Origin of the sequence: Noviherbaspirillum pedocola (assembly GCF_016632335.1) — a bacterium.
Classification (GTDB): Bacteria; Pseudomonadota; Gammaproteobacteria; order Burkholderiales; family Burkholderiaceae_D; genus Noviherbaspirillum_A; species Noviherbaspirillum_A pedocola.
In genome coordinates this window covers 41271-67525 of sequence record NZ_JAEPBG010000013.1, presented here as the reverse complement: position 1 = coordinate 67525, position 26255 = coordinate 41271, and the positions used below count along the sequence as shown (strand labels likewise).

At 63.8% G+C, this 26255-nt stretch carries 22 protein-coding genes; 10 read left to right on the top strand and 12 right to left on the bottom strand.

Features of this window, described 5'->3' with window-relative positions; translation table 11 throughout:
- Positions 1–15 precede the first annotated feature (15 nt).
- Positions 16–396, bottom strand: a complete 381-nt coding sequence (locus JJB74_RS23580; RefSeq protein ID WP_200596055.1) for a nuclear transport factor 2 family protein — start codon at positions 394–396, stop codon at positions 16–18.
- 262 nt (positions 397–658) lie between these two features.
- Between JJB74_RS23580 and JJB74_RS23575 the strand changes: the two genes are divergently transcribed.
- Positions 659–955, top strand: a complete 297-nt coding sequence (locus JJB74_RS23575; RefSeq protein WP_200596054.1) for a GNAT family N-acetyltransferase — start codon at positions 659–661, stop codon at positions 953–955.
- 74 nt (positions 956–1029) lie between these two features.
- Here JJB74_RS23575 and JJB74_RS23570 read toward each other — a convergent pair whose 3' ends face one another.
- The 3 genes from JJB74_RS23570 to JJB74_RS23560 form a co-directional block, all read right to left on the bottom strand.
- A complete protein-coding gene (locus tag JJB74_RS23570; RefSeq protein ID WP_200596052.1) occupies positions 1030–1485 on the bottom strand; it encodes a MaoC family dehydratase in 456 nt (151 codons plus the stop codon).
- Positions 1486–1571: 86 nt separating this feature from the next.
- Positions 1572–2969: an MFS transporter gene (locus JJB74_RS23565; RefSeq protein ID WP_200596050.1), complete on the bottom strand. Its 1398-nt coding sequence runs from the start codon at positions 2967–2969 to the stop codon at positions 1572–1574.
- Positions 2970–3114: 145 nt separating this feature from the next.
- On the bottom strand, positions 3115–3708 hold the full coding sequence (locus JJB74_RS23560; RefSeq protein ID WP_200596048.1) for a TetR/AcrR family transcriptional regulator: 594 nt from the start codon (positions 3706–3708) through the stop codon (positions 3115–3117).
- Between the two features lie 202 nt (positions 3709–3910).
- Here JJB74_RS23560 and JJB74_RS23555 point away from each other — a divergent pair, with 202 nt between their 5' ends.
- The 5 genes from JJB74_RS23555 (at position 3911) to JJB74_RS23535 (ending at position 10205) form a co-directional block, all read left to right on the top strand.
- Positions 3911–4960, top strand: coding sequence for an AI-2E family transporter (locus tag JJB74_RS23555; RefSeq protein ID WP_200596046.1), 1050 nt, complete (start codon positions 3911–3913; stop codon positions 4958–4960).
- A gap of 142 nt (positions 4961–5102) precedes the next feature.
- The gene (locus tag JJB74_RS23550; protein WP_200596044.1) at positions 5103–5588 is read left to right on the top strand and encodes a cupin domain-containing protein; all 486 of its coding nucleotides are present in this window, start codon (positions 5103–5105) and stop codon (positions 5586–5588) included.
- 286 nt (positions 5589–5874) lie between these two features.
- Positions 5875–6960, top strand: a complete 1086-nt coding sequence (locus JJB74_RS23545; RefSeq protein WP_200596042.1) for an SGNH/GDSL hydrolase family protein — start codon at positions 5875–5877, stop codon at positions 6958–6960.
- 95 nt (positions 6961–7055) lie between these two features.
- Positions 7056–9539, top strand: a complete 2484-nt coding sequence (ppsA, locus tag JJB74_RS23540; protein ID WP_200596040.1) for a phosphoenolpyruvate synthase — start codon at positions 7056–7058, stop codon at positions 9537–9539.
- Positions 9540–9569: 30 nt separating this feature from the next.
- Complete coding sequence (locus JJB74_RS23535; protein ID WP_200596038.1) at positions 9570–10205, top strand: transglutaminase-like cysteine peptidase; 636 nt, start codon at positions 9570–9572, stop codon at positions 10203–10205.
- A gap of 147 nt (positions 10206–10352) precedes the next feature.
- On the opposite strand, the gene JJB74_RS23530 is transcribed toward JJB74_RS23535, so the two are convergent.
- Complete coding sequence (locus JJB74_RS23530; RefSeq protein WP_200596036.1) at positions 10353–11621, bottom strand: PEP-CTERM sorting domain-containing protein; 1269 nt, start codon at positions 11619–11621, stop codon at positions 10353–10355.
- A 480-nt stretch (positions 11622–12101) separates the two neighbouring features.
- Between JJB74_RS23530 and mgtA the strand changes: the two genes are divergently transcribed.
- From mgtA to JJB74_RS23515, 3 genes are all read left to right on the top strand, one after another.
- On the top strand, positions 12102–14654 hold the full coding sequence (gene mgtA / locus JJB74_RS23525) for a magnesium-translocating P-type ATPase (RefSeq protein WP_200596034.1): 2553 nt from the start codon (positions 12102–12104) through the stop codon (positions 14652–14654).
- Positions 14655–14758: 104 nt separating this feature from the next.
- Positions 14759–15889, top strand: coding sequence for a CapA family protein (locus JJB74_RS23520; protein WP_200596032.1), 1131 nt, complete (start codon positions 14759–14761; stop codon positions 15887–15889).
- Positions 15890–16178: 289 nt separating this feature from the next.
- Positions 16179–16523 carry a c-type cytochrome gene (locus tag JJB74_RS23515; RefSeq protein ID WP_234484793.1) on the top strand — a complete coding sequence of 115 codons (345 nt, stop codon included), beginning with the start codon at positions 16179–16181 and terminating at the stop codon, positions 16521–16523.
- A 107-nt stretch (positions 16524–16630) separates the two neighbouring features.
- Here the strand turns inward: JJB74_RS23515 and groL are convergent, their stop codons facing one another.
- Together groL and JJB74_RS23505 are read right to left on the bottom strand one after the other, a co-directional pair.
- Entirely contained in the window at positions 16631–18256 is a 1626-nt protein-coding gene (gene groL, locus JJB74_RS23510; protein WP_200596030.1) for a chaperonin GroEL, read from the bottom strand.
- Positions 18257–18319: 63 nt separating this feature from the next.
- Positions 18320–18766, bottom strand: a complete 447-nt coding sequence (locus tag JJB74_RS23505) for an Hsp20/alpha crystallin family protein (RefSeq protein WP_200596028.1) — start codon at positions 18764–18766, stop codon at positions 18320–18322.
- A gap of 484 nt (positions 18767–19250) precedes the next feature.
- Between JJB74_RS23505 and JJB74_RS23500 the strand changes: the two genes are divergently transcribed.
- Positions 19251–21038 (top strand): adenosylcobalamin-dependent ribonucleoside-diphosphate reductase, encoded by a 1788-nt coding sequence (locus JJB74_RS23500; RefSeq protein WP_200596026.1) that lies wholly within the window; start codon positions 19251–19253, stop codon positions 21036–21038.
- 10 nt (positions 21039–21048) lie between these two features.
- On the opposite strand, the gene JJB74_RS23495 is transcribed toward JJB74_RS23500, so the two are convergent.
- The 5 genes from JJB74_RS23495 to acsA are packed head-to-tail and all read right to left on the bottom strand — an operon-like array spanning position 21049 to position 26237.
- Positions 21049–21306 (bottom strand): acyl carrier protein, encoded by a 258-nt coding sequence (locus JJB74_RS23495; RefSeq protein WP_200596025.1) that lies wholly within the window; start codon positions 21304–21306, stop codon positions 21049–21051.
- 11 nt (positions 21307–21317) lie between these two features.
- Positions 21318–22508 (bottom strand): dihydrolipoamide acetyltransferase family protein, encoded by a 1191-nt coding sequence (locus JJB74_RS23490; protein WP_200596023.1) that lies wholly within the window; start codon positions 22506–22508, stop codon positions 21318–21320.
- The gene (locus JJB74_RS23485; protein WP_200596021.1) at positions 22505–23476 is read right to left on the bottom strand and encodes an alpha-ketoacid dehydrogenase subunit beta; all 972 of its coding nucleotides are present in this window, start codon (positions 23474–23476) and stop codon (positions 22505–22507) included. Before JJB74_RS23485 ends, JJB74_RS23490 begins: the two co-directional genes overlap by 4 nt.
- Positions 23473–24474, bottom strand: a complete 1002-nt coding sequence (gene pdhA / locus JJB74_RS23480) for a pyruvate dehydrogenase (acetyl-transferring) E1 component subunit alpha (RefSeq protein WP_200596019.1) — start codon at positions 24472–24474, stop codon at positions 23473–23475. Before pdhA ends, JJB74_RS23485 begins: the two co-directional genes overlap by 4 nt.
- The gene (acsA, locus tag JJB74_RS23475) at positions 24471–26237 is read right to left on the bottom strand and encodes an acetate--CoA ligase (RefSeq protein ID WP_200596017.1); all 1767 of its coding nucleotides are present in this window, start codon (positions 26235–26237) and stop codon (positions 24471–24473) included. Before acsA ends, pdhA begins: the two co-directional genes overlap by 4 nt.
- Positions 26238–26255: the final 18 nt, after the last annotated feature.

Sequence of the window (26255 nt, the reverse complement as noted above, 5' to 3'; positions counted from 1 at the left end):
CGCTTCAGGACGGCATCAGGACGGCATCTTGTCGAGAAAACCGGTGACGCGGGCAATGCGGCCGTCCGGCGTCATCTCGGCGATATCGGTGCCGCAGGCAATCGGCTCTGCGGCCTCGACGCCGAGCGCCCAGGAAAAGCGCAACACATCATGGTGCGCATCCTGACGCCCTGTCACTGAAAAGCGCAGACCGGCAAATTGCGCCTGCGCCGCCGCGATCATCGCGTCAAGCGCATCGTAACCGGCAGACTGCATCAGCGGATCGGTGTAGCTGGCCTGCGGCGCGAATACCCGTTCAATCAGACTGCGCCGGCGCGCGCCGTCGGTTTCGTTCCAGACTTCAACATAATTTTGGGCGATGGCAGCGGGATGCTCGATGGCGCTTGCGTTTTGCATGATGGTCTCCTTGGGGTGGGTGCGGCGGCTTCAGGCCGGTCGCATCGATCGCGACAGGCCCATTCTGCAAGGCGCGAACGGCGACGGCGATTACCCCCAAGGTAATGGCACGGCGGCATTGCCCGGCGCGACATGCTTGTCGAAATGGCCGGAACATTCGCCGCGCGCGTACGTCTGAAAGCTTCAGCGGCGTACGCCATGGCGCCGCACGGGAGCGCGAGCGGCATACCGAAGGCTCCCGGCCAACCACACAGGAGCACAGATGCCAAACCGGTCCACCAAAGTCACGAACAATCCCGCGCAACACCGCTACGAGCTGTCCGGCGACGGCACGCTGCTGGGAATCGCCCGCTACCAGCCGCAAGGCGAGAACATTCTGGTGTTCACCCACACCGAGATCGATTCGAATCAGGAAGGCCAGGGATACGGGTCCCAGCTTGCCCGCGGCGCGCTCGACGATGCCAGGCGCACGGGAAAGCGCGTCGTGGCCCGCTGCGAATTCATCGCCGCCTATATCGATTCGCATCCCGAATACCGCGAGCTGTTGGCCGAGGCCTGACCGGCGGGGCCAGGCGGCGCGGGGATGTCGATGGAATTGACATCCCCGTGAGACAAGGGAGCGGCGCAGGCGCTTTACTGCTGCGCCGGCCGGCGCAGCACGATCAGGTTCCCGACCGAGATCTGCACCGGCTGGCCATGCTGATTCAGCGTCGTCGTCCTCAGCTTGACGATGCCCTGATCGGGCCGAGACTTCGACGGCCGCACCTCGAGCACTTCGCATTCCACACGCAGCGTATCGCCAGCGCGCACCGGGGTCGGCCAGCGCAGCTCATCAAAGCCGGCGCCGACAATGCCGCCGGCCGGGCGGAATTCGCCATCGACCAGCAGCCGCATGGTTGCTGCCGCCGTATGCCAGCCGCTTGCGGCCAGGCCGCCGAAGATCGTGCCGCGCGCGGCGGCATCATCCAGATGAAACGCTTGCGGATCGAATTCCGCGGCAAAGCTTTTGATGCGCGCTTCGTCCATGCGCATCGTGCCGCTGCCGAACCGCTGACCCGCATGCAGGTCTTCGAGGTAATGCCTGTCCATGCTCGATGCTCCTTTGCGTTGCGGCGGCGCGAGCCGCCCGGTTGATTGCGATGCGTGGACAGCGCCACGCCTTCACTGGAGGCGCGTCACTTCGCGGGGCGGGTATTCACCGCCAGGCATAGCACGCCGGTCAGCAGCGCCAGCGCGACATGCGCGCCATACAGCGGGATGAAATCGGCGCGCGCCAGCTGCGCATGACCGATCAGCAGTATCGTCGCCGCCACGCCAAAGACCGAGCCCACCTGCCGCACCGCCTGATTCACCGCGGTGCCGACCGCGTAATGCTCTTTCGGCAGACCGGCCGCAGCCGCGCCCGACAACGAAGGCAGTACCATGCCCACACCGATGCCGCTCAACACCAGGCCCGGCAGCCACTGTGTCAGATAGGCCGGCTCGGTGCCCGGCATCAGCGCCAGCCACAGGCCGCTGCAGGCATAGATCAGCGAACCCAGCACCAGGCCGGGCCTGTGCCCGATCTTCGCGGCGACCCGGCCGCTGAGGATGGCGGTCGGCACTACCAGGAGCGGTCCCGGCGTGACAGCGATGCCGGCCAGCGGCAGGCTGTAGTGCCAGATGCCGGTCATGAAGGAGAAGAAGGCGAAGAACATCATGGCGAAGGCAATTGCGAAGGACAGCGTGGCGAGGTTGACCGCGCTGTAGGTACGGTTGCGGAACAGGCGCAGATCCACCAACGGATGCGCGGCCTTCGCCGCCCAGCCGACAAAGGCAACAAACAGCAACAGCGATGCGCCGAGCACTTCAGCCACGCGCATCCGGCTCCAGCCCGGCGCATCGAATTGCGTGATCGCCAGCGCGATGCCGCCGACCGACAGGATCAGCAGCACCATGCCGATCGCATCCACATGCTGCACGCGCCGGTCGCCGCGTGATTCACGCAGCACGGACATGCCCTTGAACACCGATACCGCGCCGATCGGCAGATTGATATAGAAGGCCCAGGACCAGCCTAGCGTATCGACGATGAACGAGCCCAGGCTCGGTCCGATCGCCGCCGCCAGTCCGCCGACCGCGCCCCACAAACTCACCGCCACCGCGCGCTTTTCCTGCGGGAAGGCAGCCAGGATCAGCGACAGCGAAGCCGGCGTCAGCAGGGCCGCGCCCAGCGCCTGCAGCACCCGCGCGGCAATCAGGAGGGCAACCGATGTCGCCGCGCCGCAGGCAAAGGAGGCGAAGAGGAAAATCGAAGCGCCAAGCAGGAACATGCGCTTGCGTCCATGCACATCGGCCAGGCCGCCGGCCGGGATCAGCATGGCCGCATAAGTGACGGTATAGGCATTCAGCACCCAGGACAGGCTCGCGGCCGACTCATCGGCGAACGCATGCCGCAGCGCGCCAAAGGCGGCATACAGCACCGTGGTGTCGATCGACACCAGCAAAACCGCGATGCTCGCGATCCAGAAAGTGGGCCAGGGGGAATGCCGCGTTTCAGCGGGCATTGCGGTTGCAGCGATCGGTGTGCTCATGTGGACTCCTGCTGTTGAACGGATGTGTCTGGCTCGAGCAACCTGAATGCTGTCGCCTGCGCCGCCTGCTTGCACAATAAATATGACGATCATCATATTTCTGGCGCTGAAAAACGCCGCCTTGCCGGCGACGTTCTTCCTGTCTCTAAATATTTGCCGGCGCGTCGTAACGACGCAGCAGCGTCTCGCGATTCGCTTCCAGCAAGGCCCTGCCCTCTTTCGGATCCATCGCCCGCGCCATCTGCAGCGCGCCGACCATGGTGCTGGCAATGACCGCCGCTTCCGCGGCTGGCACGCCTTCGGGCAACACTGAACGTACCCGCTCGACCAGGGCCTTGACCCGCCTGCACGACGCTTCACGCACGATCTCGGGCTGGCGCGCCATTTCCGAGCCGAGCGCAGCGACGACGCAACCGCCATCCGGAGATTGCATGTGCGCCTCGGACAGATAGGCTTCGAGCAGGGAACGCAGCGGCGACGCGCCGCGCCGCGCCAGCGTCGTCATGCGCCGCCCGATCGAATCGGTGTTCTGCGCGCCGGCATGGTCGATGGCTTCGGCCACCATCGCATCGCGCGACGGGAAATGCGCATAAAAGCCGCCATGCGTGAGTCCGGCTTCCTTCATCACTTCGGCCACGCTCGCGCCGGCATAGCCGCTGCGCCGGATCGCGCGTGCCGCGGCTTCAAGTATGCGTTCGTGGCTTGCTTCCTTGCGATTCGCCTTCTGTTCAGTGGCCATGACCATGCTGCCTTGAATATGATGAACGACATATTACGAGCATCATATTTTCCGTGTCAAGCCGCGCCTTTGCAGGTCGTGATTGCGTTTGCGCAGCTTTGCGCGCCGGCCGCCATGCCCTGCGCTGCCCATGCGGCGCTACGCAAGGCCGTTGCCAAGCTTTGCCGATAAGATGCAGCGCATACAGGAGGACTTTCACTGCATGACATCCAGCAACGACATCCGCCAAACCATCATCGGCAGCGTATTCGCGCTGTGCATCATCGTTCTCACCATCCTGGTGGTGCAGCGCTTCTTTCTGCCGCTCGCCTGGGCCGGCGTTTTCTGCATCGCCACCTGGCCGCTGTATCTCCGGGTCAAGCAGACCTTGGGCGGACGCTCCCTGGCGGCTTCGCTGCTGATGACCACGCTGATTGCCTGCCTGCTGATGATTCCGCTTCTGGTCGGCGCGGACCAGGCCGGTCGCCAGGCATCGACCCTGGCCGCATGGATCGCCACCGCGAACAATGACGGCATCGCCGCGCCCCCGGCGCTGCTGAAGATACCGCTCATCGGGACCTACCTCCATACCTGGTGGCAGGCAACTCTGGCGCAGCCGCGCGGCCTGACGCATCTGTTTTCAGGCGGATCCGCCACGCGCCTGCATTCGGCCAGCGAAGTGCTGCGGCGTTTCGGCGGCGAGCTCGCGCATCGGCTCATTGATCTCGGCTTCGCCTTCCTGTGCCTGTTCTTCCTGTACAAGAATGGCGATGCGCTGCATGCGCAGATCGAGCGCGTCGGCATGCGCGGGCTGGGCGCGCAACGCTGGCAGCGGTATGCGTCGCGCATCCCGACCGCGATCCGCGCCACCGTCAATGGCCTGGTGCTGGTGGGCATAGGCGAAGGCGTGCTGATCGGCATCGGCTACTCGATCGCCGGCTTGCCGTCGGCGGCGCTCTGGGGCGCAGCGACCGCGCTGCTGGCAATCGTGCCCTTCGGCGCGCCGCTGGTGTACCTGGCCGCGGCTGGCCTGCTTGCTGCGAACGGCGCCTCCGGAGCGGCGCTCGGCGTGGCGGCATGGGGCAGCCTGGTGCTGGTGCTGGCCGATCACCTGGTGCGGCCCAACATCATAGGCAACGCCACCCGTATGCCTTTTCTCGCGGTGTTGTTCGGCATCCTCGGCGGCGTGGAATTGTTTGGCCTCGTGGGCCTGTTTCTCGGGCCGGTGGTGATGGTGATGGCGCTGACGCTGTGGCGCGAGGCGGCGGCATGAGCGGCGGCGTCGCCGCAAGCACCGCGAAGCATCGGACGGTTGCCGAGGGCTTGCCGAGCGGGTATGGTTTCCCGGTCGCAGTTCATGGTCATCATGCCCGCGCCATGTACTGCCGGCACCCTATATCCACAAGGAGACATTCATGACCCCAGCCGCCAAGCGCCGCAAATCCGCGCTCGCTCCCATTGCCCTCGCGCTGGCTTTCGGCGCCGGCCTCGTCGCTTCGCCTATGCTGCAGCGAGCGCTGCCCGAGGCCCATGCCGACGACAGCACGCTGCAGCCGCAGATGATCGATCTGACGGCACTGAAACATGCGGACCTGCCCGAAACGCCGAATCCGGAAATGCACAATCGCCCGCTCGTCAATACGCCGAACGCAACCGTTGCGCTGCAGTCCGGCAATGTGGCCAAGCACATCCATCCGAAAACCGATGAGATTCAATACATCGTCGAAGGCAGCGGCTCGATGTGGCTGGGCAATGAAAGGAAGGAATTCAAGCCGGGCACGCTGATCATCATTCCCAAGGGAACAGCGCATGCCGGCACCATTGTCGCCGACGGTCCGGTAAAGGCAATTGCGATCAAGATACCGCCGCAGCCCAAGGACGACGTAGTGTTCCTCAAGTAAAGCGGTGGCGCTTTACCGAGATGGAATAGATCGGCGCAGGCCTGCATGCCTGCGCCGCCGCGTATCACGCGGGCAATGGGGTTCATTTACTAGGGCAGTTTCCGCGCCGGCAGCTTGAAGCACCGCCTGTGCCGCCCGCATCGATGATCTTGCGACAGGCGAAAACCAGAGCCGCTCCGAACGCACATCCACGGGTCTGCATGCGAGCTTGCGTTTTATCAGGACCAATCGGAGTGCGACTTGTAGCTTCTGCTTCATCCCATTGAACGCAGATCAGGAGGGCATCATGAAAGGCCTTGCCCATCGCGCGCTTGCCTTGCTGCTCGGATCCATGCTGGCGCTCCTTTCCACCACGGCCTTTGCCGGACCGTTCACCAGTCTGGTGGTGTTCGGCGATAGCCTGTCCGACAGCGGAAACGATGCGTTCGTGTTCGACAATGTGCTCGGGCCACCGCTGCCGGCCGGCAGCCTGCGTACTCCCGTCCCCATCCCCAGCCAGGACTTTATCCCGAACTTTCCTTACGCTTCCGGACGGTACTCCAACGGACCAGTGTGGGCCGAGCGACTGGCCTCGGGACTCGGCGTGACAGCGACGCCCTCCATGGCCGGCGGCAGCGATTTTGCCTTCGCCGGTTCCCGTAGCGGTCCTTCAGGGTCTTCCTTCCCTTACAGCCTGCAGGATCAGGCCGCGATGTTCCTGGGGCAGACCGCAGGCAAGGCGCCTTCGGACACTCTGTATGCGCTTCAGGTCGGCGGAAACGATCTGCGCGATGCCTTTGCGGCGCTGGTGGCAGGAAAAGACCCCGTGCCACTGCTGTCCTCCTCCATCAGCAATATCGACGCGGTATTCGCGCGACTTGCAGCCGCCGGTGCTGAACATTTCCTGGTGTTGAATGCGCCCGATCTTGGCGCGGCCCCGGCCATCACTGCACTCGGCCCGCAAGCGTCCGCAGCGGCGAGCGGCATCGCGGCCGAATTCAATGGGGCGCTGGAGTCATCCCTGGCGCAACTTGCCGCATCGCAGGCAAGCGATCTCCGCTTGCTGGACCTGTTTGATCTGCAGACAGAGATCTTCAGCAATCCATCACGCTATGGATTCAGCGATCTTGCGTCAGCATGCGCGTTCAGCGCTTCATGCATAGCGAACCCGTCCGCCGCCTTCTTCTGGGATGGCGTGCATCCGACAGCGACTGTCCATGCCATCGTCGCCGGGGCAGCACTCGCTCTGATTCCCTTACCGGACACCACCTTGTTGCTGGCGATCGGCCTGCCTGTCCTCGTAATCGCGAGACGCCGTCGCGTGAGTCATCTCGGAAAAAGTGAAAGGCCTGCGCCGGGCAGGACTGCTGCCGTCAAACCGTACAGCGAGTAAGGATGCCGCCGGATGGCTGCGATGCTCCGAATGGCATAGAGCAAACCAGCTTTCCGGCACGGCCATGCGACGCTCATGAAAGAGGAGCCTTTGCCATGAATGACCTGAACCGCTACATACGCTGGTTCTCCGAACTGGGCGTGGCCGATGTTGCCATCGTGGGCGGAAAGAATGCCTCCCTGGGTGAGATGTATCGGGAACTGAGCGCTCAGGACGTGCTGGTGCCCAATGGCTTCGCCATTACCGCCGAGGCCTACCGCTACACCCTTGAACAGGGAAACGCCTGGCCACGACTGCACGATGCCCTCGACGGCTTGAATCCGGGCGATGTGAATGATCTTGCCCGCCGCGCACAGGCTGCCCGTGAGATTGTCTATGGCACGCCGCTTCCGGAAGATCTCGCACAGCAGATCGTTCAGGCATACCGGCAACTGATCGAGCAATACGGCTCGCAGCTGACAGTCGCAGTGCGCAGTTCGGCAACGGCCGAAGATCTGCCGACCGCAAGCTTCGCCGGCCAGCATGAAACCTTCCTCAATATCGCCGGCGAGGCCAGGCTGCTGGACGCGGTGCGACGCTGTTTTGCCAGCCTGTTCATGGACCGCGCCATCATCTATCGGCTGGAGAATGGCTTCGACCATTACAAGGTGTTCCTGTCCGTCGGCGTGATGAAAATGGTGCGCTCCGACCTGGCGTCGAGCGGCGTGATTTTCTCGCTGGACACCGAGACCGGCTTTCGTGACGTGGTGTTCATCACCGGGGCTTATGGCCTGGGAGAGAACGTGGTGCAAGGCACGGTGGACCCGGACGAGTTCTATGTGTTCAAGCCGACCCTGCTCAATGGAAAGCGCTCTGTGCTGAGCCGCACGCTGGGCGGCAAGGAAGTCCGGATGGTGTATGCGCAGGCAGCCGGCCGCGACACCACGCGCAATGTGCCCACGCCGAGGCAGGAGCGCGAACGCTTTTGTCTCGCCGACGAGGAAGTGCTGCAGCTCGCCGACGCGGCGATGCGGATCGAAGCGCATTACAGCGCCAAGGCCGGTCACCCCATGCCGATGGACGTGGAATGGGCCAAGGATGGCATCGACGGCAAGCTGTACATGGTGCAGGCGAGACCCGAGACCGTCGCTTCACGCCGGTCGGCCGCAGTCGTCGACGAATACGCGCTGGAGCGCAAGGGCGAAGTCCTGGTGACGGGACGCGCTGTCGGCGGCAAGATCGCCAATGGCCGTGCGCATGTCATCACCGACATCAGCCAGCTGCACGCGTTCCAGCCTGGCGAGATCCTGGTGGCCGACACCACGATGCCCGATTGGGGCACGGTCATGAAGATCGCCTCGGCCATCGTCACCAACCGCGGCGGCCGCACCTGCCATGCGGCGATCGTGGCACGCGAACTGGGCATTCCGGCCATAGTCGGTTGCGACAAGGCCACCGAAGTCATCCGTAGCGGAGACGAGATCACCGTTTCCTGCGCCGAAGGCGACGTCGGCCATGCCTATGCCGGCCGCATCCCGTTCGTGAAGACCAGCACTGATCTGTCCACGCTGGCCATGCCAAGAACGCACCTCATGCTCAACATTGGCAATCCCGACAGCGCTTTCCAAACCTGTTTTCTTCCCAACGACGGCGTCGGGCTGGCGCGCATGGAATTCATTGTGGCCGAGCATATCCGGGCGCATCCGATGGCACTGATCCACCCGGAACGCATCGACGACGACAGCACGCGCGAAGCCATCAGGCAGCTGACGCGCTCCCATGCGTCGCCTGCCGACTATTTCGTGCTCCGGCTGTCCGAGGGTGTCGGCATGATCGCCGCGGCATTCTTTCCCAAGCCCGTCATCGTGCGCATGTCCGACTTCAAAACCAATGAATATGCCAGCCTGCTTGGCGGGCGCTGGTTCGAGCCGGAGGAAGCCAACCCGATGATTGGATTCCGCGGTGCGTCGCGCTACACCCATGCCGCCTATGCGGAAGGCTTCGCCCTGGAATGCCGGGCGATGCATAGGGTGCGCGAGGAGATGGGGTTGACGAACGTAAAGCTGATGATCCCCTTCTGCCGACGGGTAAGCGAAGCGGAAGACGTGCTGCGCGCGATGGCCGTGCATGGTTTGGAGCGCGGCAGTAACGGCCTGGAGATCTACGTGATGTGCGAGATCCCGAATAACGTGATCCAGATCGACGCCTTCTCGAAACTGTTCGACGGCTTCTCCATAGGCTCGAACGACCTGACCCAGCTGGTGCTGGGCGTGGACCGTGACTCGGACATCGTGTCCTTCGACTTCGACGAACGCGACCCCGGCGTGCTGGAGATGATACGGATGACCATCGAAGGCGGAAAACGCAATGGCCGCCATGTCGGCATCTGCGGCCAGGCGCCGTCCGACTATCCGGAAATGGCGAGCTACCTGGTGGAGCGAGGCATCGACTCGATCAGCCTGAATCCGGATTCGATCATCAGGACCATGCGCAATCTGGTGGAAGTGGAGCGGCGGCTGGGCATGGCGCCACGCAGCGACCCGGGGGGAAACGACGCCCGGGATCATTTCACTCCGGACCAGGTCCCGCAAGCTTCGTGAGCGATAAGCCAGGATTGCTTGAGCGGCCGCATGACAGGGAAGATCGCGGTGACAAGCAAGCGCCCCTTTCTCGCGGCGATATTCGTCGGATGGCTTAACACCATACATCCCGCGCCGCTCACCCTAGCCTTCGCGCACTGTACGCGCATGCGCTTGCCAGTCGAGCGGATTACTCCTCGTCTTACCGCATACGATGAGTTTTGCCGGTCTCATCCGGGTGACTGTGATATGACCGGATCAGCGGTAATGAACCTGAACCCTGGCTCTCTGCGGTTACTGGACAACGTCAACCGCCAAGTCAATGCCGAGATCCGTCTGACCGATGATTTCGAGTGGCGGGGAAAGGAAGAAGAGTGGAACTACCCCGTGCGGGGAACGGGTGATTGCGAGGATCTGGCGCTCGAGAAGCGGAAAAGGCTGGTTGCACGCGGATTGCCACGCGCGGCAATCCGAATCAGCGTTGTCTTTCACAAGGAGTTCAAATGCCCACATGCCGTACTTCTTGCAGAAACCAGCAAGGGCACGATCGTCCTGGATAACCTGACGAATGAGCTGCTCTGCTGGGATAAGGCTCCATACAATTATGCAAGCCGTGAACGTCCCGATGGACTATGGGAGCATTTCGACCAGAGCTTCTGGGAGTGGCAGCCCATAAGGTCTCGATGAGTCATCAGCAACGAAATATCCGGTGTGAAAGTCCGCTTTTTCATCACCGTGACTTGTGAGGTTTTTTCAGGCCATACAAACGTGGCATCGCTCGGTTTGATGAAGGCATCCTGGTCTTCCTGCTCGACGCTTGAGGCATTTCGTATTTCAGCCTGGAATACGGCCCGACCCGGTCGTAATGCTGACCGCACTCTCCTCTGCGCCACGCGTGTTACGCCTGCCAAGTTTTCCAGGCACCAAGGCCAATGCGCCAAGCCAGAACAGATGCCATGTCGCAGGTAACGGAACTGCGCGCACCTCGACGACGGAAATATCATCCAGTGCTGAGACCGTACTGTGATAGCCGAACTCGAGCAGCGTCGTAGCCGATGGAGCCATGAAGTCAAAAACATACTGTGTCCAGTCACTCGGTGCATTCCGGTTGGTTTGCGCATCCATCACATTGCCATTCAGGATGGATCGGAATCCCCCCGCCGGATTACCAGTGATATTGGGAAAATTTCGATACCAGTACGAAAGCTCGTAAGCAGTGCCCGGTGTGGTTGTCAGAACTTGTGACAATCGGATTTCCAAGTCACCCGGCGCCGAGGTAAATACCAGTCCATATCTGCCGGAATGGACGGCGTCAGCCATACCGTCGAGGCTTTCGGTGTGGGCCCCCATTCGCTGGGGAGATAGCGTCCAGCCCGTCAGATTGCCGAGCGGACTGGCGCTTGTCGGTGTAATTTCAAACCCACCGTTGAATACCAGCTCTGCGTGCGCTTGCGAGGCCAGACCCCACGCAATCGCGGCGAGGCCAATAATGAAACCTTTCCGCCATTTGCGCCTTCCTGCCAATGCAATGGCGCCGATGACAAATAAGCCAGTAATAGCAGGCTCAGGAATCTGCGGTGTCGGCCGCACGATGAAGTGTCCGGCTTCAAAGCGGAAATCCGCTTCCGAAGTTGGGCCTGAATCCAGGTAGTACGAAAGCGCCGGTTCGGTGAACAATTCGAAAAGGGCGACATTGAAGGTAATGAACGGCGGGTTGCCATCCTGAATTTGGATCAAATAATACGGAGCCCAGAATCCCTCCCGGTTTCCGCCAAAGATATCGATGAAGTTGCGCATCGCCAGATAAGCGCAAGGTACCGAATTGGGCGGACAGAATTGATAGATCGGCCGGATCAGGCCGCCGAAGAACTCGTCGTCGATGGAATATCGAAAACCCTCGAATCGTCCGCCCGGCTCCATACCGGCGAGCACTTCTCTGACGGAGAGATTTGCTGTCACCGGCAGCCTTGCCCAGTCCAGCCCGGTATCGGTATCGCGGACTATTGTTGCGGGCCCGAAAGCGGAATCGACCGTAAGCAGGGCTGCCCGCGCCGGCAGGAGCGGTAGCAGCAGGCTGAAAAGTAGAACAAGGAAACGATTCATCCTGGCCTCCATACGGATGCATGCACTTCAGTCCCAACAGGGCGGCGTTTCTCATCTTGCGCCGGGCACGCGATACCAATCTGAGATAGGGCAAACCGTCGAAAGGCACGCTGCCTACTCTTGCTGCGGCAAGAGTCGTGTCCCGAATCACTCTCGTTGAATAAGAGATGGCGAGCATCGTGCCAAGGGTCGGCAAATGCGCGCGTCGAAAATGCGCGCAAGGGGAAGCACCCTTGCTGCGTCTTTCTCCATGTCTGAACGCGAGTTCATCACTTTTATTTTTCAACGAATCGGTGGTTCAGGACATTCGCTGAACGCGGAGAAATGCCGGTGCGCGCCAATAGTCAATTTCCACGACACCGTATGCTTGCCTGGCTTGGGATTGCTCAGGCCTTTTCGCGTCGGGCGCGCGCAAAATCGGGATGCGACCGCCGTACGCACTCCCCCGCCCCGCACGCAAGCAAGCAATGAAAGAGCGCCATGCCGGATCCTGCCACCACGCCCATCCCGTTCTGGCGGGAGTCGCTGGACGCCCTGACGGTCTCGCTTGCGTCCCATGCTGGCGGACTGTCCGAGGAGGAATCCAGGCTTCGCCTGCAGCGCACCGGTCCCAACCTGCTGCGGGAACATGCCCGCCTGCCGCTCGTGCTGCAATACCTTGCGCACTTCCGCAATCCGCTGGTGATGATCCTGCTTGCGGCCAGTGCTGTTTCCGCACTCACTGGAGAATTCACCGGATCGGTGATCATCTGGATCATTGTTTTCATGAGCGTCACGCTGGATTTTGTTCAGGAATACCGCGCTGATCAGGCCGCAGAAAGGCTGAAGCAGACAGTGTCGGTGCAGGCCACGGTGCTGCGCGAGGGCACGCAGCACTCGCTGCCGATGGCCATGCTCGTGCCAGGCGACGTCGTCGTGCTCATGGCCGGCGCGCTGATCCCTGCCGACTGCATCCTGCTCGAAGCACGCGATCTGTTCGTCAATCAGGCGCTGTTGACCGGCGAATCCTGGCCGGTGGAAAAGCGGGCCAGTCCGCAGGGCATCGCTACCGAAGCGCTGAACGCCGCCAGCAATGCGCTGTTCATGGGCACTTCGGTGCTGTCCGGTTTTGCCACGGCAATGGTTTGCCGCACCGGCAAGGACACCGTTGTCGCCGGGATCGCCGACAGTCTGATCGCCAAGCCGCCGGCATCCGCATTCGAGCGCGGCAGCCACAGCTTCGGCATGCTGATCCTGCGACTGACGATGCTGCTGGTGCTGTTCGTCTTCCTTGTCAATGCGCTGCTGCACCGACCCTTTCTCGAATCCTTCCTGTTCGCCCTGGCGCTGGCCGTCGGCCTCACGCCCGAGCTGCTGCCGATGGTGATCACCGTGACCCTGTCGCGCGGCGCGCTGCGCATGGCGAAGCGGCATGTCATCGTCAAGCGTCTGGCCGCGATCCACGATCTCGGCAGCATGGACGTGCTGTGCACCGACAAGACCGGCACGCTCACCGAGGCACGCATCCGGCTTGACCGGCACCTCGACATCGATGGCAATGACAGCGACGCGGTGCTGCGCCTGGCCTACCTGAACAGTCATTTCGAGACCGGGCTGAAGAGCCCGCTGGACGACGCCATCCTCGAACATGCCGACATCGATGTCTCGGCCTGGCGAAAGATCGATGAAGTGCCGTTCGACTTCGAGCGACGGCGCGTATCGGTGCTGGTGGATGACGGCAGGCAAAGGCTGCTCGTGGTGAAAGGCGCGCCGGAAGACATCCTGCGCCTGTCCGTCGAAACGGGCCTGCCCGACGGCGCATTGCAGCCGCTGGACGACGCCTTGATGGCGCGAGTGCGCGCGCTGCATGATGCGCTCGAACGCGACGGCCACAAGCTGCTGGCGATTGCATGGCGGCGCGTCGCCGCAGACCATCCGCATGCGGTAGTGGATGATGAAACGGAACTCGTGTTCTGCGGCTTTGCCGCCTTCATCGATCCGGCCAAGGACAGCGCCGCCCATGCGCTGAAGGCGCTGATGAAGAGCCATGTCGACGTGAAGATCCTGACCGGGGACAGCGAACTCGTCACGCGCCATCTTTGCGCGCGCCTGGACCTGGCAGTGACGGGTGTGCTGCATGGCGAAGAGATCGACCGGCTGGACGACCGCGCGCTGGCGGCGCGGCTTGCCGGCGTAAACCTGCTGTGCCGTGTCACGCCGATACAGAAGAACCGGGCGATCCTGGCACTGAAGGCGCAGGGCCGCATCGTCGGCTTTCTGGGTGACGGCATCAACGATGCGCCCTCGCTGCATTCGGCCGATGTCGGCATCTCGGTCGACAGCGCGGTGGACGTGGCCAAGGCCGCGGCCGACATCGTGTTGATGAAGCATGAGCTGGGCGTGCTGCATGACGGCGTGCTCGAAGGCCGGCGCACCTTCATCAACATCATGAAGTACATCATGATGGGCACCAGTTCCAACTTCGGGAACATGTTCAGCATGGCGGGCGCGACGCTGTTCCTGCCCTTTCTGCCGATGTTGCCGACGCAGATCCTGGCCAACAATCTGCTCTACGATCTGTCCGAGCTGCCGATACCGATGGACCGCGTCGATGTCAGCCAGCTCGCGCACCCGCGTCACTGGGACACCCGCTTCATCCGCAACTTCATGTGGACCCTCGGCCCGGTCAGCTCGGTGTTCGACTTCCTCACCTTTTTCCTGCTGCTTGCAGTCTTCCATGCGGATGAGCGCCTGTTTCACACCGGCTGGTTCGTCGAATCGATCGCCACCCAGGTGCTGGTGATCTTCGTGATCCGCACCCGCGGCAGTCCCCTGGTCAGCAAGCCGAGCCGGGCGCTGGCGGCGAGCTCGATCGCGGTGGTACTCATCGCAGCGCTGCTGCCGGCAACGCCGCTGGGCGCGCCGCTCGGTTTCGTCCCGCCGCCGCCGCTGTTCTACCTGGCGCTTGCGGCGATGGTGCTGGTCTATCTCGCGGCGGCCGAAGCGGTGAAGCGCTTCTTCTATCGCCGCCTGGCGGCGTCGACAAGGAGCTGACGCCGGCAACCCTGCCATGCATGAGAACCCGGCCGCCGTCATCGCAGTGATGAACACGCTGTGAAGACTGCGCATGCAGGCAGGCGCGAGCAAACGGAGCCACCATGCAAGCGGTACAAGTATCAAGCGCCATCACGCTGTTTCTGTGCGGAGATGTCATGACCGGCCGGGGAATCGACCAGATCCTTCCCCATCCCGGACGACCTGAGCTGTTTGAAAACTTCGTTCACTCGGCGCGGGAGTACGTGCGGCTTGCCGAAGAAAAGAATGGTCCCATCCGCCGCCCGGTCGGCTTCGACTATGTCTGGGGCCATGCCCTCGATGTCCTGCGACATACGGCGCCGGATGTGCGCATCATGAATCTCGAGACTGCCGTGACCACCAGCGCTCAGGCATGGCCCGGCAAGGGCATCCATTACCGCATGCACCCGGCGAACCTTCCCTGCCTCAGCGCCGCCGGTGTCGATTGCTGCGTGCTCGCCAACAACCATGTCATCGACTGGGGTTATCAGGGCTTGGACGATACCTTGCGCAGCTTGCACCAGGCCGGCATCACCACCGCCGGCGCAGGATGCGATGCGGAAGAAGCCGCTGCGCCCGCCGTGCTCGATGTGCCCGGCAAGGGTCGAGTGCTCGTGTTTGCCTGCGCGCTCGGGGATTGCGGCGTGCCGGAGGCCTGGCGAGCAGGCAAGGCCAGGCCGGGCGTAAATCTCTTGCGCGATCTCGACGCACGCAATATGCAATCCATTACGGAGAAGGTACGCGCTACGAAGCGAGCCGGCGATGTGGTGGTGATGTCCATTCACTGGGGCGGGAACTGGGGTTTTCGCATACCGGCCGAACACCGCGACTTTGCTCACCGTCTCATCGATTCAGCCGGCGTGGACATCGTGCACGGGCATTCCTCGCATCATGTGAAGGGTATTGAGGTCTACCGCGGCAAACTGATTCTGTACGGCTGCGGCGACTTCCTGAATGACTATGAAGGAATTGGCGGCTACGAACAGTTCCGTGGCGACCTGGCCCTGATGTATTTCCCCGTCATGAAAGACGGACGGCTTGCACGGCTCGCGCTGACAGCAACGCAGATCCGGCGCTTGCGCGACTATCCCGCCCCCGAGGAGGGAGTGCGCTGGTTGATGGAAACCCTGAACCGCGAAGGGAGGACGCTCGGCACGCAAGTCGACAGACTGACCGGCACCGAGCTGCTGCTCCGGTGGCGCAGCGCTGGCTGACACGGGGGCGGCGCACGAGCGGGCACCAATTCAGCGGCCCCTTCGGCGCTTCGGATACGGATGCGATGCTCATTGATCCCCCGCAAATGCGATACCGCGGGAAGGTGGATATCTGATGCCGTGGACTTTGGCACCGCCTGTGCATCAAGGCGCGGCACAACAGCTTGTGCTCATGCACAGCCAGGACGGCTTGGCGGTAACTACGACCGCGTTCAGGGGAGCAAGCGCATCGCGTTTCACGACAGGCATTCCGGCCGAAGCCGGTCTGAAAATTGCCATGAAGGAGGCAATGATGGTCAATCGCTGGTTCGGAAAATTGCTGGCGACATGCATGTTTGCCAGCGTCACCCTGGGTGCGCATGCCGCGGCGGTTGATGAAGAGTCGCGCGGCGAGTTGCTTTACACAACGCACTGCATTGCCTGCCACACCACTCATGTGCACTGGCGTGACCAGCGACTGGCGAAGGACTGGAACAGTCTTGCCGGCCAGGTACGGCGCTGGCAAGGCAACGCGGGGCTGCGCTGGGACGACGAAGATATCGCAGCCGTCACGCGCTACCTGAACACGCTCTACTATCACTTCCCCGCCGGCTCGGAAGAAAAGACCATTTCAATGCGCAGCAAGGCGCGCTGAGCTTGCACGCCGGTCGGCTTCCGTGCGCGAGAAGGAAAAATCCATACAGCGGGTCTACCCGGCCTCGACCGCCAAAGCCTTGGCGCTTGCCTGGATACCGGGCAGGCTCATATGCCGAGCGTCTCCTGATCCATGCCAGGCTGCACCACCTGCGCAGACGGGTGCTCAACGACGATGCAATCCGTCGTCAGGACCAGGCTGGCAATCGAGGCCGCGTTGCCCAGTGCCAGGCGCGTCACCTTGGTCGGGTCGATGATGCCCATTTCCATCATGCTTCCAAAGGATCCGGTCGCCGCGTTGTAGCCGAAGTCCGCCGCGCCGCGAACCACCTTGTCGATGATGACATCCGGTTCTGCGCCGGCATTGAATACGATCTGACGCAAGGGCTCCTCCAGCGCGCGGGAAATGATGTTTACGCCCGCCCGCTGCGCCATGTTCTCGAGCTGCAGATGTTCCAGCGCGGGACGTGCCCGCAATAGCGCGACTCCGCCACCCGCGCCTATGCCTTCCTCGACGGCGGCGCGGGTAGCGTGCAAGGCATCATCCACTCGCGACTTCCTCTCCTTCATTTCCGTCTCCGTCGATGCGCCAACCTTGATCAGGGCGACGCCTCCGCTGAGCCTGGCTGCACGCTCTTCCAGCTGCTTGCGTTCATGGGCACTTCCGGCGCGCTCGACCTGGTGCCGGATCTGCTCGATACGGCTGCGGATGGCGTCATGCTCTCCGGCGCCGCCTATGATGGCGGTGCTGTCCCGTTCTATCTCGATGCGCGTCGCCCGTCCCAGAGCCTGCAGCGGCAATTTTTCCAGTGTCGTGCCGGCTTCCGCGTCGAACACCCGGGTGGCGCTGACGATGGCGATATCTTCCAGCAGTGCCTTGCGCTGGTCGCCAAAGCCGGGCGCCTTCACCGCGCAAACCTTCAGCGTGCCGCGCAGCGCATTGATCACCACTGTCGCCAGCGCGTCGCCGCTGAGGTCATCGGCCACGATCAGCAAGGGCTTGCCCGCCTTGATGACCTGCTCCAGCACCGGCAGCAATTCCTCCACGGAGGAAACATGCTTCGGATACAGCAGCACCAGCGCATCTTCCAGGACCGCCTTGCCCGTCTGCGGATCGGTGATGAAATACGGAGAGAGGTAGCCACGGTCGAATTGCAGGCCTTCGACCACCTGCAGCTCGTTCTCCATGCCGCGCCCGTCCTCCGACTTGATCATCCCGTCGCGCCCGACCCGCTCCATGGCCTGGGCAATCAGATTACCAATGGCAGGATCGCCGTTCGCCGAGATGGTGCCTACTTGCGCAATCTCCTGGCTCGTAGCCACCTTGCGCGAGTCTTCCTTCAAGCGCGCGACGACGGCGTTCACCGCGGCATCGATGCCGCGCTTCAGGTCCATCGGATCAAAGCCTGCCGCGACGAATTTCATGCCCTGCCGCACGATGGCCTGCGCCAGAACCGTGGCGGTGGTGGTTCCGTCGCCGGCCATCTCGGAAGTCCGGGCGGCAACCTCGCGCGCCATCTGCGCGCCGACGTTTTCATACGGATCGGGAAGTTCTATTTCCCGCGCGACGATCACGCCGGAATTGATCACCGTCGGCGCGCCATAGCGGTTTGCGAGCACGACGGTTCGTCCCTTCGGGCCGAGGGTAAGCTTGACCGCTTCAGCCAGGATGTCGAGGCCATCGCATATCTTCGCGCGCGCCTGCTCGTGAAACAGAATGTCCTTGGCTGACATTTCTCTTTCCTCCCAAGCCTGCACGTCGGCTGAGGGTTGCCTGTCCGTCCGCGACAGTTGAGGCTATTGGACCGAGAGCTGCTTGGCGCCGGTACCGGCCTTCTTCGGCAGAGTGAGCATCAGCAGGCCGTTCTCATATTTGGCTTCGGCCTTGGCGTCATCGACTTCCTGAGGCAAGGTGAAGCTGCGCGACTGCTGCCCGTAATAGCGCTCGCTGTATACCGTGCCAGTGCTCTTCTCTTCCTTCTCTTCCTTCACTTCGGCATTGACGGATACCCGGTTTCCTTCCACCGATATCTTGATGTCTTCCTTCTTCACTCCCGGAATTTCGGCCTTCACCAGGTATGCCTGATCGGTTTCGGTAATCTCGGTGCGGATGCGCGGTTCGGCTTGCATGTGGCGGAAGGCAGGAATAAGGGAGAACTCCCTGAACAAATCCTCGACGCTGCGGAAAGGCTCCATGCGGGCAATTTCCGAAAGCGGATTGAAGCGAGTCATGTTGCTGGCCATGATCAGTCTCCATAAGTGAATGCTTCGGGCATCGGCGGCCCGGCAGGACCATCGAATGTGATGCACCAGGTGCGGCGGCGAATCGCTGCACCGGATCATCATACGAAGCAGGTATCGCGATTCCCCTGACTCAGGTCAAACCGTCAGGGATTGCAGGGCCGTGCAGCGCGGTCTTGCGCCGGTTTCCATTCATGGCTGCATGTTTTGCGGACAAGCCGGTTCCAAGTTCGGTGGCATCGGCCGATTCCGCATCGCATACGGGCCCGGCATGCGGGGCATCTTTGACACCGGGCATGCCGGAGCAAAGCGCTCTGCTCACAATGGATCGCATCAGGCCATGCACATCTCGGGCATATGCCGCCGCAGCGGGAACGCCTTCACCGCCGCCGTCGCCCATGCGTACAGTCAACTCGCAGACGCGCCAACGAGGCGGATGCATGCCTTACGCCCGGACGGGCCCTGTCCTTCAGTACAAGGCGCAGCCATGTTGACCGCCCCCTTCACCGAACCGATTGCGCAGGAAGTATGGCAATCGAGGTATCGCCTCACCGGGCACGGTCAGGCGAACGAGCCGGACGTGTTTGCGACATGGGACCGCGTCGCGCTGGCGCTGTCGGATCAGGAAGCGCATCAGCGTGACCGATGGCGCAAAGCCTTTCGCGGACTGCTTGCGCATTTCCGCTTCCTGCCCGGCGGACGCATACTGGCCGGCGCCGGCGCCGGGCACAGGATGACGCTGTTCAACTGCTTCACGGCCGGCAACCTGCATGATTCCCTCGGCGGTATTTTCGAGGCGCTGGCCGAGGCAATGATCACGATGCAGGCCGGCGGCGGCATCGGTTGCGATTTTTCGCCGCTGCGCCCGCGCGGCATGGAAGCGGCAGGCAGCGGCAATATCGCCTCCGGCCCGGTGTCCTTTCTGCGCATCTGGAACGAAGCCTGCTCGGTGCTGACCTCGATGGCGCCGCGGTCCGGTGCGATGATGGCCCTGTTGCGCTGCGACCACCCGGACATCGAGACCTTCATCGATGCCAAGCGCGAAGGTGCTGATCTGCATCACTTCAACCTGTCGGTGCTCATCAGCGATGCCTTCATTCGGGCGGTCGAGGAAGACGCGCCATGGCGCCTGGTGTTCCCGATTGGCGACCGTCCTCAGCCCGAGGACGCCGCAATCTGTGACCGGCAATGGTCGGGCGCCGACAAGCCCGAGCGTTGCCTGGTGATGCGCACCGTGATGGCGCGCGAGCTGTGGCAGCGGCTGCAGCGCGCCGCCTTCGCATGCGGCGATCCCGGCGTCGTGTTCATGGATCGCATCCGCAGTGAAGACAATCTTCGCTATGCCGAGACCATCAGCGCGGTGAATCCCTGCGGCGAAGTGCCGTTGCCGCCGCATGGCGCCTGCAATCTCGGCTCGATCAACCTGACGCAATTCATTGATGACGCCTTCGGCGCGCATCCGAGGCTGAAGCTGCACGAGATCGCAAGCAGCGCGGCGCTGGCGACCCGGCTGCTCGATAACGTGATCGACGCCTCGCCCTTCCCGCTGAAAGCGCAGCAGCGCTGTGCGCACGGCTGCCGCCGCATCGGCATCGGCATCACCGGCCTGGCCGACGCCTTCGCCATGCTGGGCATCCGCTACGGTTCGGCGGCTTCGCTGGAAGTGGCCGATACGGTGATGAAGACGATCTGCGAAGCCGCTTATCTGGCCTCGACCGAGCTGGCGGCCGAGCGCGGCAGCTTTCCGCTGTATCGCAGCGCCGACTACCTGGCCGGGCCTTTCATCCAGCGCCTGCCGGCCGAACTTGGTGACGCGATCCGGGCCAGGGGCATGCGCAACAGCCATCTGCTGGCGATTGCGCCGGCTGGCACAATCAGCCTGCTGGCCAACAATGTCTCCAGCGGCATGGAGCCGGTGTACGCGCTCGATGGCGAACGCAGCCCGCGCAATGCACGAGGCGAGACCATTCGCATGCCGGTGCGCGATCATGCCTGGCGCCTGTTCCGCGAGCGCCACGGCGAACAGGCCAAGGCGCCGGACTATTTCGTGGAAGCGCGCGACCTGTCGCCGGTCGTTCAGCTTGAAATGCAGGCGACGCTGCAGCCGCACGTGGACCAGTCGATTTCCAAGACCGTGAACCTGCCGACCGATGCACGCTTCGACGATTGCAGCGACCTGTTCCTGCGCGCATGGCGGCTCGGGCTGAAGGGATGCACGATGTTTCGTTCGCGGCCGGAACAGCCGCTGGCGCAGGGACGCTGCGCCTGTCCATGATTGCAGGCAATCAGGCGCTGCCGGCGGGCAGGCGGGCGGCAAGGTAATCGAGCAGGTCATGCAGCGTGGCCAGCTTCGCATAGTCCGATTCCGGGATGTCGATCTGCAGATCGCGATGCAGGCCGATCAGGAAATTGAGCCAATCCATGGAATCGAGATCGACCTGGCGCCGCAACGGCTGCTCGTCATCGAGCGCGCCGGGATCGACCTCGGGCGCAATCGCGCACAGTCCCGCCAGGACCCTTTGCCGCAATGCCTGTGGTTCCATCCCTGCCTCCTTCATAGCGTTTCCGGGCGCTGCAGGCGCTCGCGCAGCGCAGCCAGGAACATCGCGCCGTAGTGGCCATCGGATACCCGGTGGTCGGCCGCCAGCGTCGCGACCACCGCCGGCAGCGAGCGCAGCGCGCCATCCTCGGCCCACGGCCGCTCGTGGATGCGGCCGAAACCGACCAGCGCCACCTGCGGCGGATAAATCACGCCATGCACCGCTTCCACGCCGCCGTCGCCGAGATTGGTCACGGTGACGGTCGGATCCGACATCTCCGAACTGCGCAGCGAGCCGGCCCGCGCGCGCTGCACCAGGTCAGCCAGATCACGCATCAATTCGTCCAGGCTCCTGCGCTCGACATCGTGCAGCGCCGGCGCGATCAGTCCGCCCTGCCGAAGCGCAATCGCCACGCCGACATGCACCGCTTCCGAAGCGCGCCGCGCGCCATCGATGAAGAAACCGTTCAGTTCCGGGTACTGCTTCAGCGTCAGCGCCACCGCCTTCAGCTGCAGCACCGCCATCAGCAACCGCGTGCCGATGTCGCGCTGCCGGTTCGCTTCCAGCAGCCACTCCTGCGCCCGGCGCAGCGGCACGGTCTCGCTCAGGTAGTAGTGCGGTATCTCGCGCTTGGAGCGGCTCATCGCGGCGGCGATCGCGCGGCGCATCTCGGCCTGGCGTTCCACGCCGCTCGCCCGCGCGGCTTGCGGCGCTTCGATGGCGCGCTGCACATCCTGCAGCGTCACCGCTTCGTCGGGGCCGGTGCCGGCGACGGTCTCGAGATCGATGCCGTGCTCCTCGGCCAGCCGGCGCGCCGCGGGGGATGTGCGTCGCCGGCCCGCTGCCGGCAACGGTGCCGTCGCGGCGCCGGCCACTGGTGGCGGTGCGCCCACCTGTGTGGCTCGCGCTGCGCCGGCCGGCGCCGACGGCTGTTCGGGCGCGGGCCGGCGCACGGTTTCCGGAGTTTCCCCTTCCTCGAGCAGGGTCGCGAGCACCGTGCCGACCGGCAGCGTTTCGCCCGGTTGCGCCAGCAGCTCGAATACCTTGCCCTCCTGCCAGCTTTCGACATCGACCGCGGCTTTCGAGGTGTCGACCACGGCGACGATCTGGCCGCGCCTGACCATATCGCCCGGCTTGACCTGCCAGCGCAACAGCTTGCCGGAGTCCATGTCCGAGCCCAGCGATGGCAGCTTGAATTCGATCATGGCTTGCCCAGCAGTTGCCTGGCCGCGTCGGCGATCGATGCCGGCGACGGCAGCGCGGCCAGCTCCAGGTGGCGCGCATAGGGTATCGGCACTTCCGCGCTGCACAGCCGCGCAACCGGCGCATCCAGGTCGTAGAACGCATGTTCCATGATGCGCGCCGTCACTTCGGCCGCCAGGCTGCCGCTCTTCCAGCCTTCATCGACGATCAGGGCGCGATGGGTCTTGCGCAGCGAGGCGGCGATGGTGGCATCGTCCAGCGGGCGCAGCACCCGCAGATCGATCACTTCCGCGTCGACGCCCTCCTGTTCCAGTTGCGCGGCCGCCTCCAGCGCCTTCGGCAGGCTGCCGCCATAGGTGATCAGCGACAGATCGCCGCCGGCGCGGCGCACCGCGGCATGCTCGATGTCGCAAGGCGCGAGTTCGGCATCCTGCTCCAGGTTGTAGAGCTGCACATGCTCGAACATCACCACCGGGTCCGGGTCTGCCAATGCCGGCGCGACCATGCCGTAGGCATCGGCAGCCGTGGCCGGCGCCAGCACGCGGATGCCGGGGATATGCGCATACCATGCTTCCAGGCTGTGCGAATGCTGTGCAGCGACCTGGCGCCCGGCGCCGGTCGCCATCCGGATCAGGATCGGCACATGGAACTGGCCGCCCGACATGTGGCGCAGGGTTGCCGCGGTGTTGACGATCTGGTCCAGCGCCAGCAGGCTGAAGTTCACCGTCATCACTTCCACGATAGGGCGCATGCCACCGAGCGCTGCGCCGATGCCGGCGCCGACGAAACCCAGCTCCGACAACGGCGTGTCGCGGATGCGCTCGGGACCGAATTCATCGAAGAAACCCTTGGTGACCGCATAGGTGCCGCCATACTTGCCGATGTCCTCACCCATCATGAAAACGCGCGCGTCGGCCACCAGGGCTTCGCGCAGCGCGCTACGCAGGGCATCGCGGTAGCTGATCTTCATACCTGCACCGCCTGCGTCGTGATGTCGCGCATCAGGTCTTCGACCGGCTCCCATGCCGAGGCTTCGGCGTATGCCACCGCGGCCTCGACTTCGCGCTGCGCGGATGCCTCGACGGCGGCGATGTCTTCGTCCGTCAGCAGACCCTGTGCCTGCATTGCGGCAATGAAGCCCGGTAGCGGGTCGCGCGTCTTCCATTCTTCGACTTCCGCCTTGTCGCGGTACAGGTCGGGATCGAACATCGAGTGCGCGCGGAAGCGGTAGGTCTGCAGTTCGAGAAAGACCGGTCCCTCGCCGTCTCGCACGCCCTGCGCCGCCTGAGCAACCGCATCTCGCACGGCCAGCACATCCATGCCGTCGACGCGCTGCGCCGGCATCCGGTAGCTGGCCGCCTTCACGCACAGATTGGTCTGCGCCTGCGCGCGCGCAAGCGCGGTGCCCATCGCATAGAAATTGTTCTCGCACAGGAAGAGCACCGGCAGCCGCCACAGCGCGGCGAGATTCATCGCTTCATGGAAAGCGCCCTCGGCCATCGCGCCTTCGCCGAAGAAGCAGGCATTGACCCGTGCGACGCCTTGCATCCGGTCGGCCAGCGCGAGCCCGACGGTCAGCGGCAATCCACCGCCGACGATGGCGTTGCCGCCGAAGAAGCGCCGCTCACGGTCGAACAGGTGCATCGAACCGCCGCGCCCGCGGCAGCAGCCGTCGCGCTTGCCATACATCTCGGCCATGATGCGTTCCATCGGCACGCCGCGCAGCAGCGCATGGCCGTGCTCGCGGTAGGTGGCGACCACATTGTCTTCCGGCCGCAGCGCGCGCAGGCAGCCAGCCGCGACCGCTTCCTCGCCGATGTACAGGTGCAGAAAGCCGCGGATTTTGCCTTCGCCATATAACTGCGCCGACCGTTCCTCCATGCGGCGGATGCGCACCATATCGGCCAGCAGCGCAAGCCCGGTCTCGCGATCGCAGGAAAGGCGCGGCGCTTGCGCTTGTTCGCTCATGTCTGCCCCTCCAGCGTGGACGTGTCGCCTTCCGCCAGCCCGAGCTCGCGCGCCTTCAGCAGTCGACGCATGATCTTGCCGCTGCGGGTACGCGGCAGCGAAGGCAGGAAATCGATTTCCTTCGGCGCGACCGCGGCGCCGAGCCTGGTGCGCGCGTGTCCGAGCAATTCCATGCGCAGCGCATCTGACGGCGCATACCCGGCTCTCAGGGAAACGAAGGCCTTGATGCTCTCGCCCAGGGTTTCATGCGGCTTGCCGATCACACCGGCTTCGGCCACGGCCGGATGCTCCATCAATGCGCTTTCGACTTCGAACGGTCCGATCAGATGCCCGGCCGACTTGATCACGTCATCGGCGCGCGCAATGAACCAGAAATAGCCATCGGCATCGCAGCGCGCCAGGTCGCCGGTCAGATACAGCTCGCCATCGAAACACTTGCGGTAGCGCTCCTCGTTGTTCAGGTAACCGCGGAACATCGATGGCCAGCCACGGCGCAGGGCGAGCTCGCCCTCGGTATCCGGCTGGGACGCCACGCGATGCGCGCCGTCCTGGTCCTTGACGACGATGCAGGCGTCGATGCCTGGCAGCGGCCTGCCCATCGAGCCCGGCTTGATGTCGAAGGCCGGCGTGTTGGCGATCATGATGCCGCCGGTCTCGGTCTGCCACCAGTTGTCGTGGATCGGCAGGCCGAGCGCTTCCATGCCCCACCACACGGCTTCCGGGTTGAGCGGCTCGCCGACGCTTGCGACAAAGCGCAATGCGCCAAACGCATGCTCGCGCGCCAGCCCGGTGCCGGCTTTCATCAGCATGCGGATCGCGGTCGGCGCGGTGTACCAGACCGTGACCCGCTGCTCTTCCAGGATGCGGTACCAGCGCTGTGCATCGAATTCGCCTTCGTCGACGATCGAGGTCACGCCATGCAGCAGCGGCGCAATGATGCCGTAGGAAGTGCCGGTCACCCAACCCGGGTCGGCGGTGCACCAGTAGATGTCGTCGGCATGCAGGTCCAGCGCATAGGTGCCGGTGGCCATGTGCGCCACCGCGGCTTCATGCACATGCACCGCGCCTTTCGGCGTGCCGGTGGTGCCGCTGGTGAAATGCAGCAGGGCCATGTCTTCGGCTTGGGTGACGGCGATAGCCTGCTGCTCCGACGCCGTCTCCATCAGCCGCGCAAGGTCGATCGTGCCCGGCGGCGCATGGCAGTCTTCGCCCGGATCGGCTACCACCAGGACGTGCCTGAGCCTGGGCAGACGATCGCGCAGCTTTTCCAGCTTGCGCCGGTACAGCGATTCGGTCGTGACCAGCACGCTGGCCTCGCCGAGCGCAAGCCGGGTGACGACCGGCTCCGGCCCGAAAGCGGAGAAGAGCGGACAGGCGACCGCACCATGGCGCAAGGCCCCGAGCACGGCGACATACAGTTCGGGCTGACGGCCCAGCAGCGTGAAGACGCGCTCGCCCCTGGCGACGCCGAGGCCGGCAAGCACATAGTCAAAGCGCGCGCACAGGCGCGAGAGCTCGCCGTAGCTGATGCGCCGTACGCCGTTTGCGCCCAGAAAGAGGAAGGCGGCGCGTTCGCGCCCCGAGCCCGCCGCATGCCGCTCGACCGCCTCGTGCGCGATGTTGAGGCCGCCTCCCGGCAGTCCTGCCAGCGTGCGCCGCGCCGCGTCCCAGGAAAAGCCGGCGCGCTGGGCCTCGTAGTCGGTCCAATTCGGAGCAACCGGAAATTCCGCGAGCGACTTGCGAATGATGGCGGGCCGGACCATGACTTTCTCCTGCCTCCG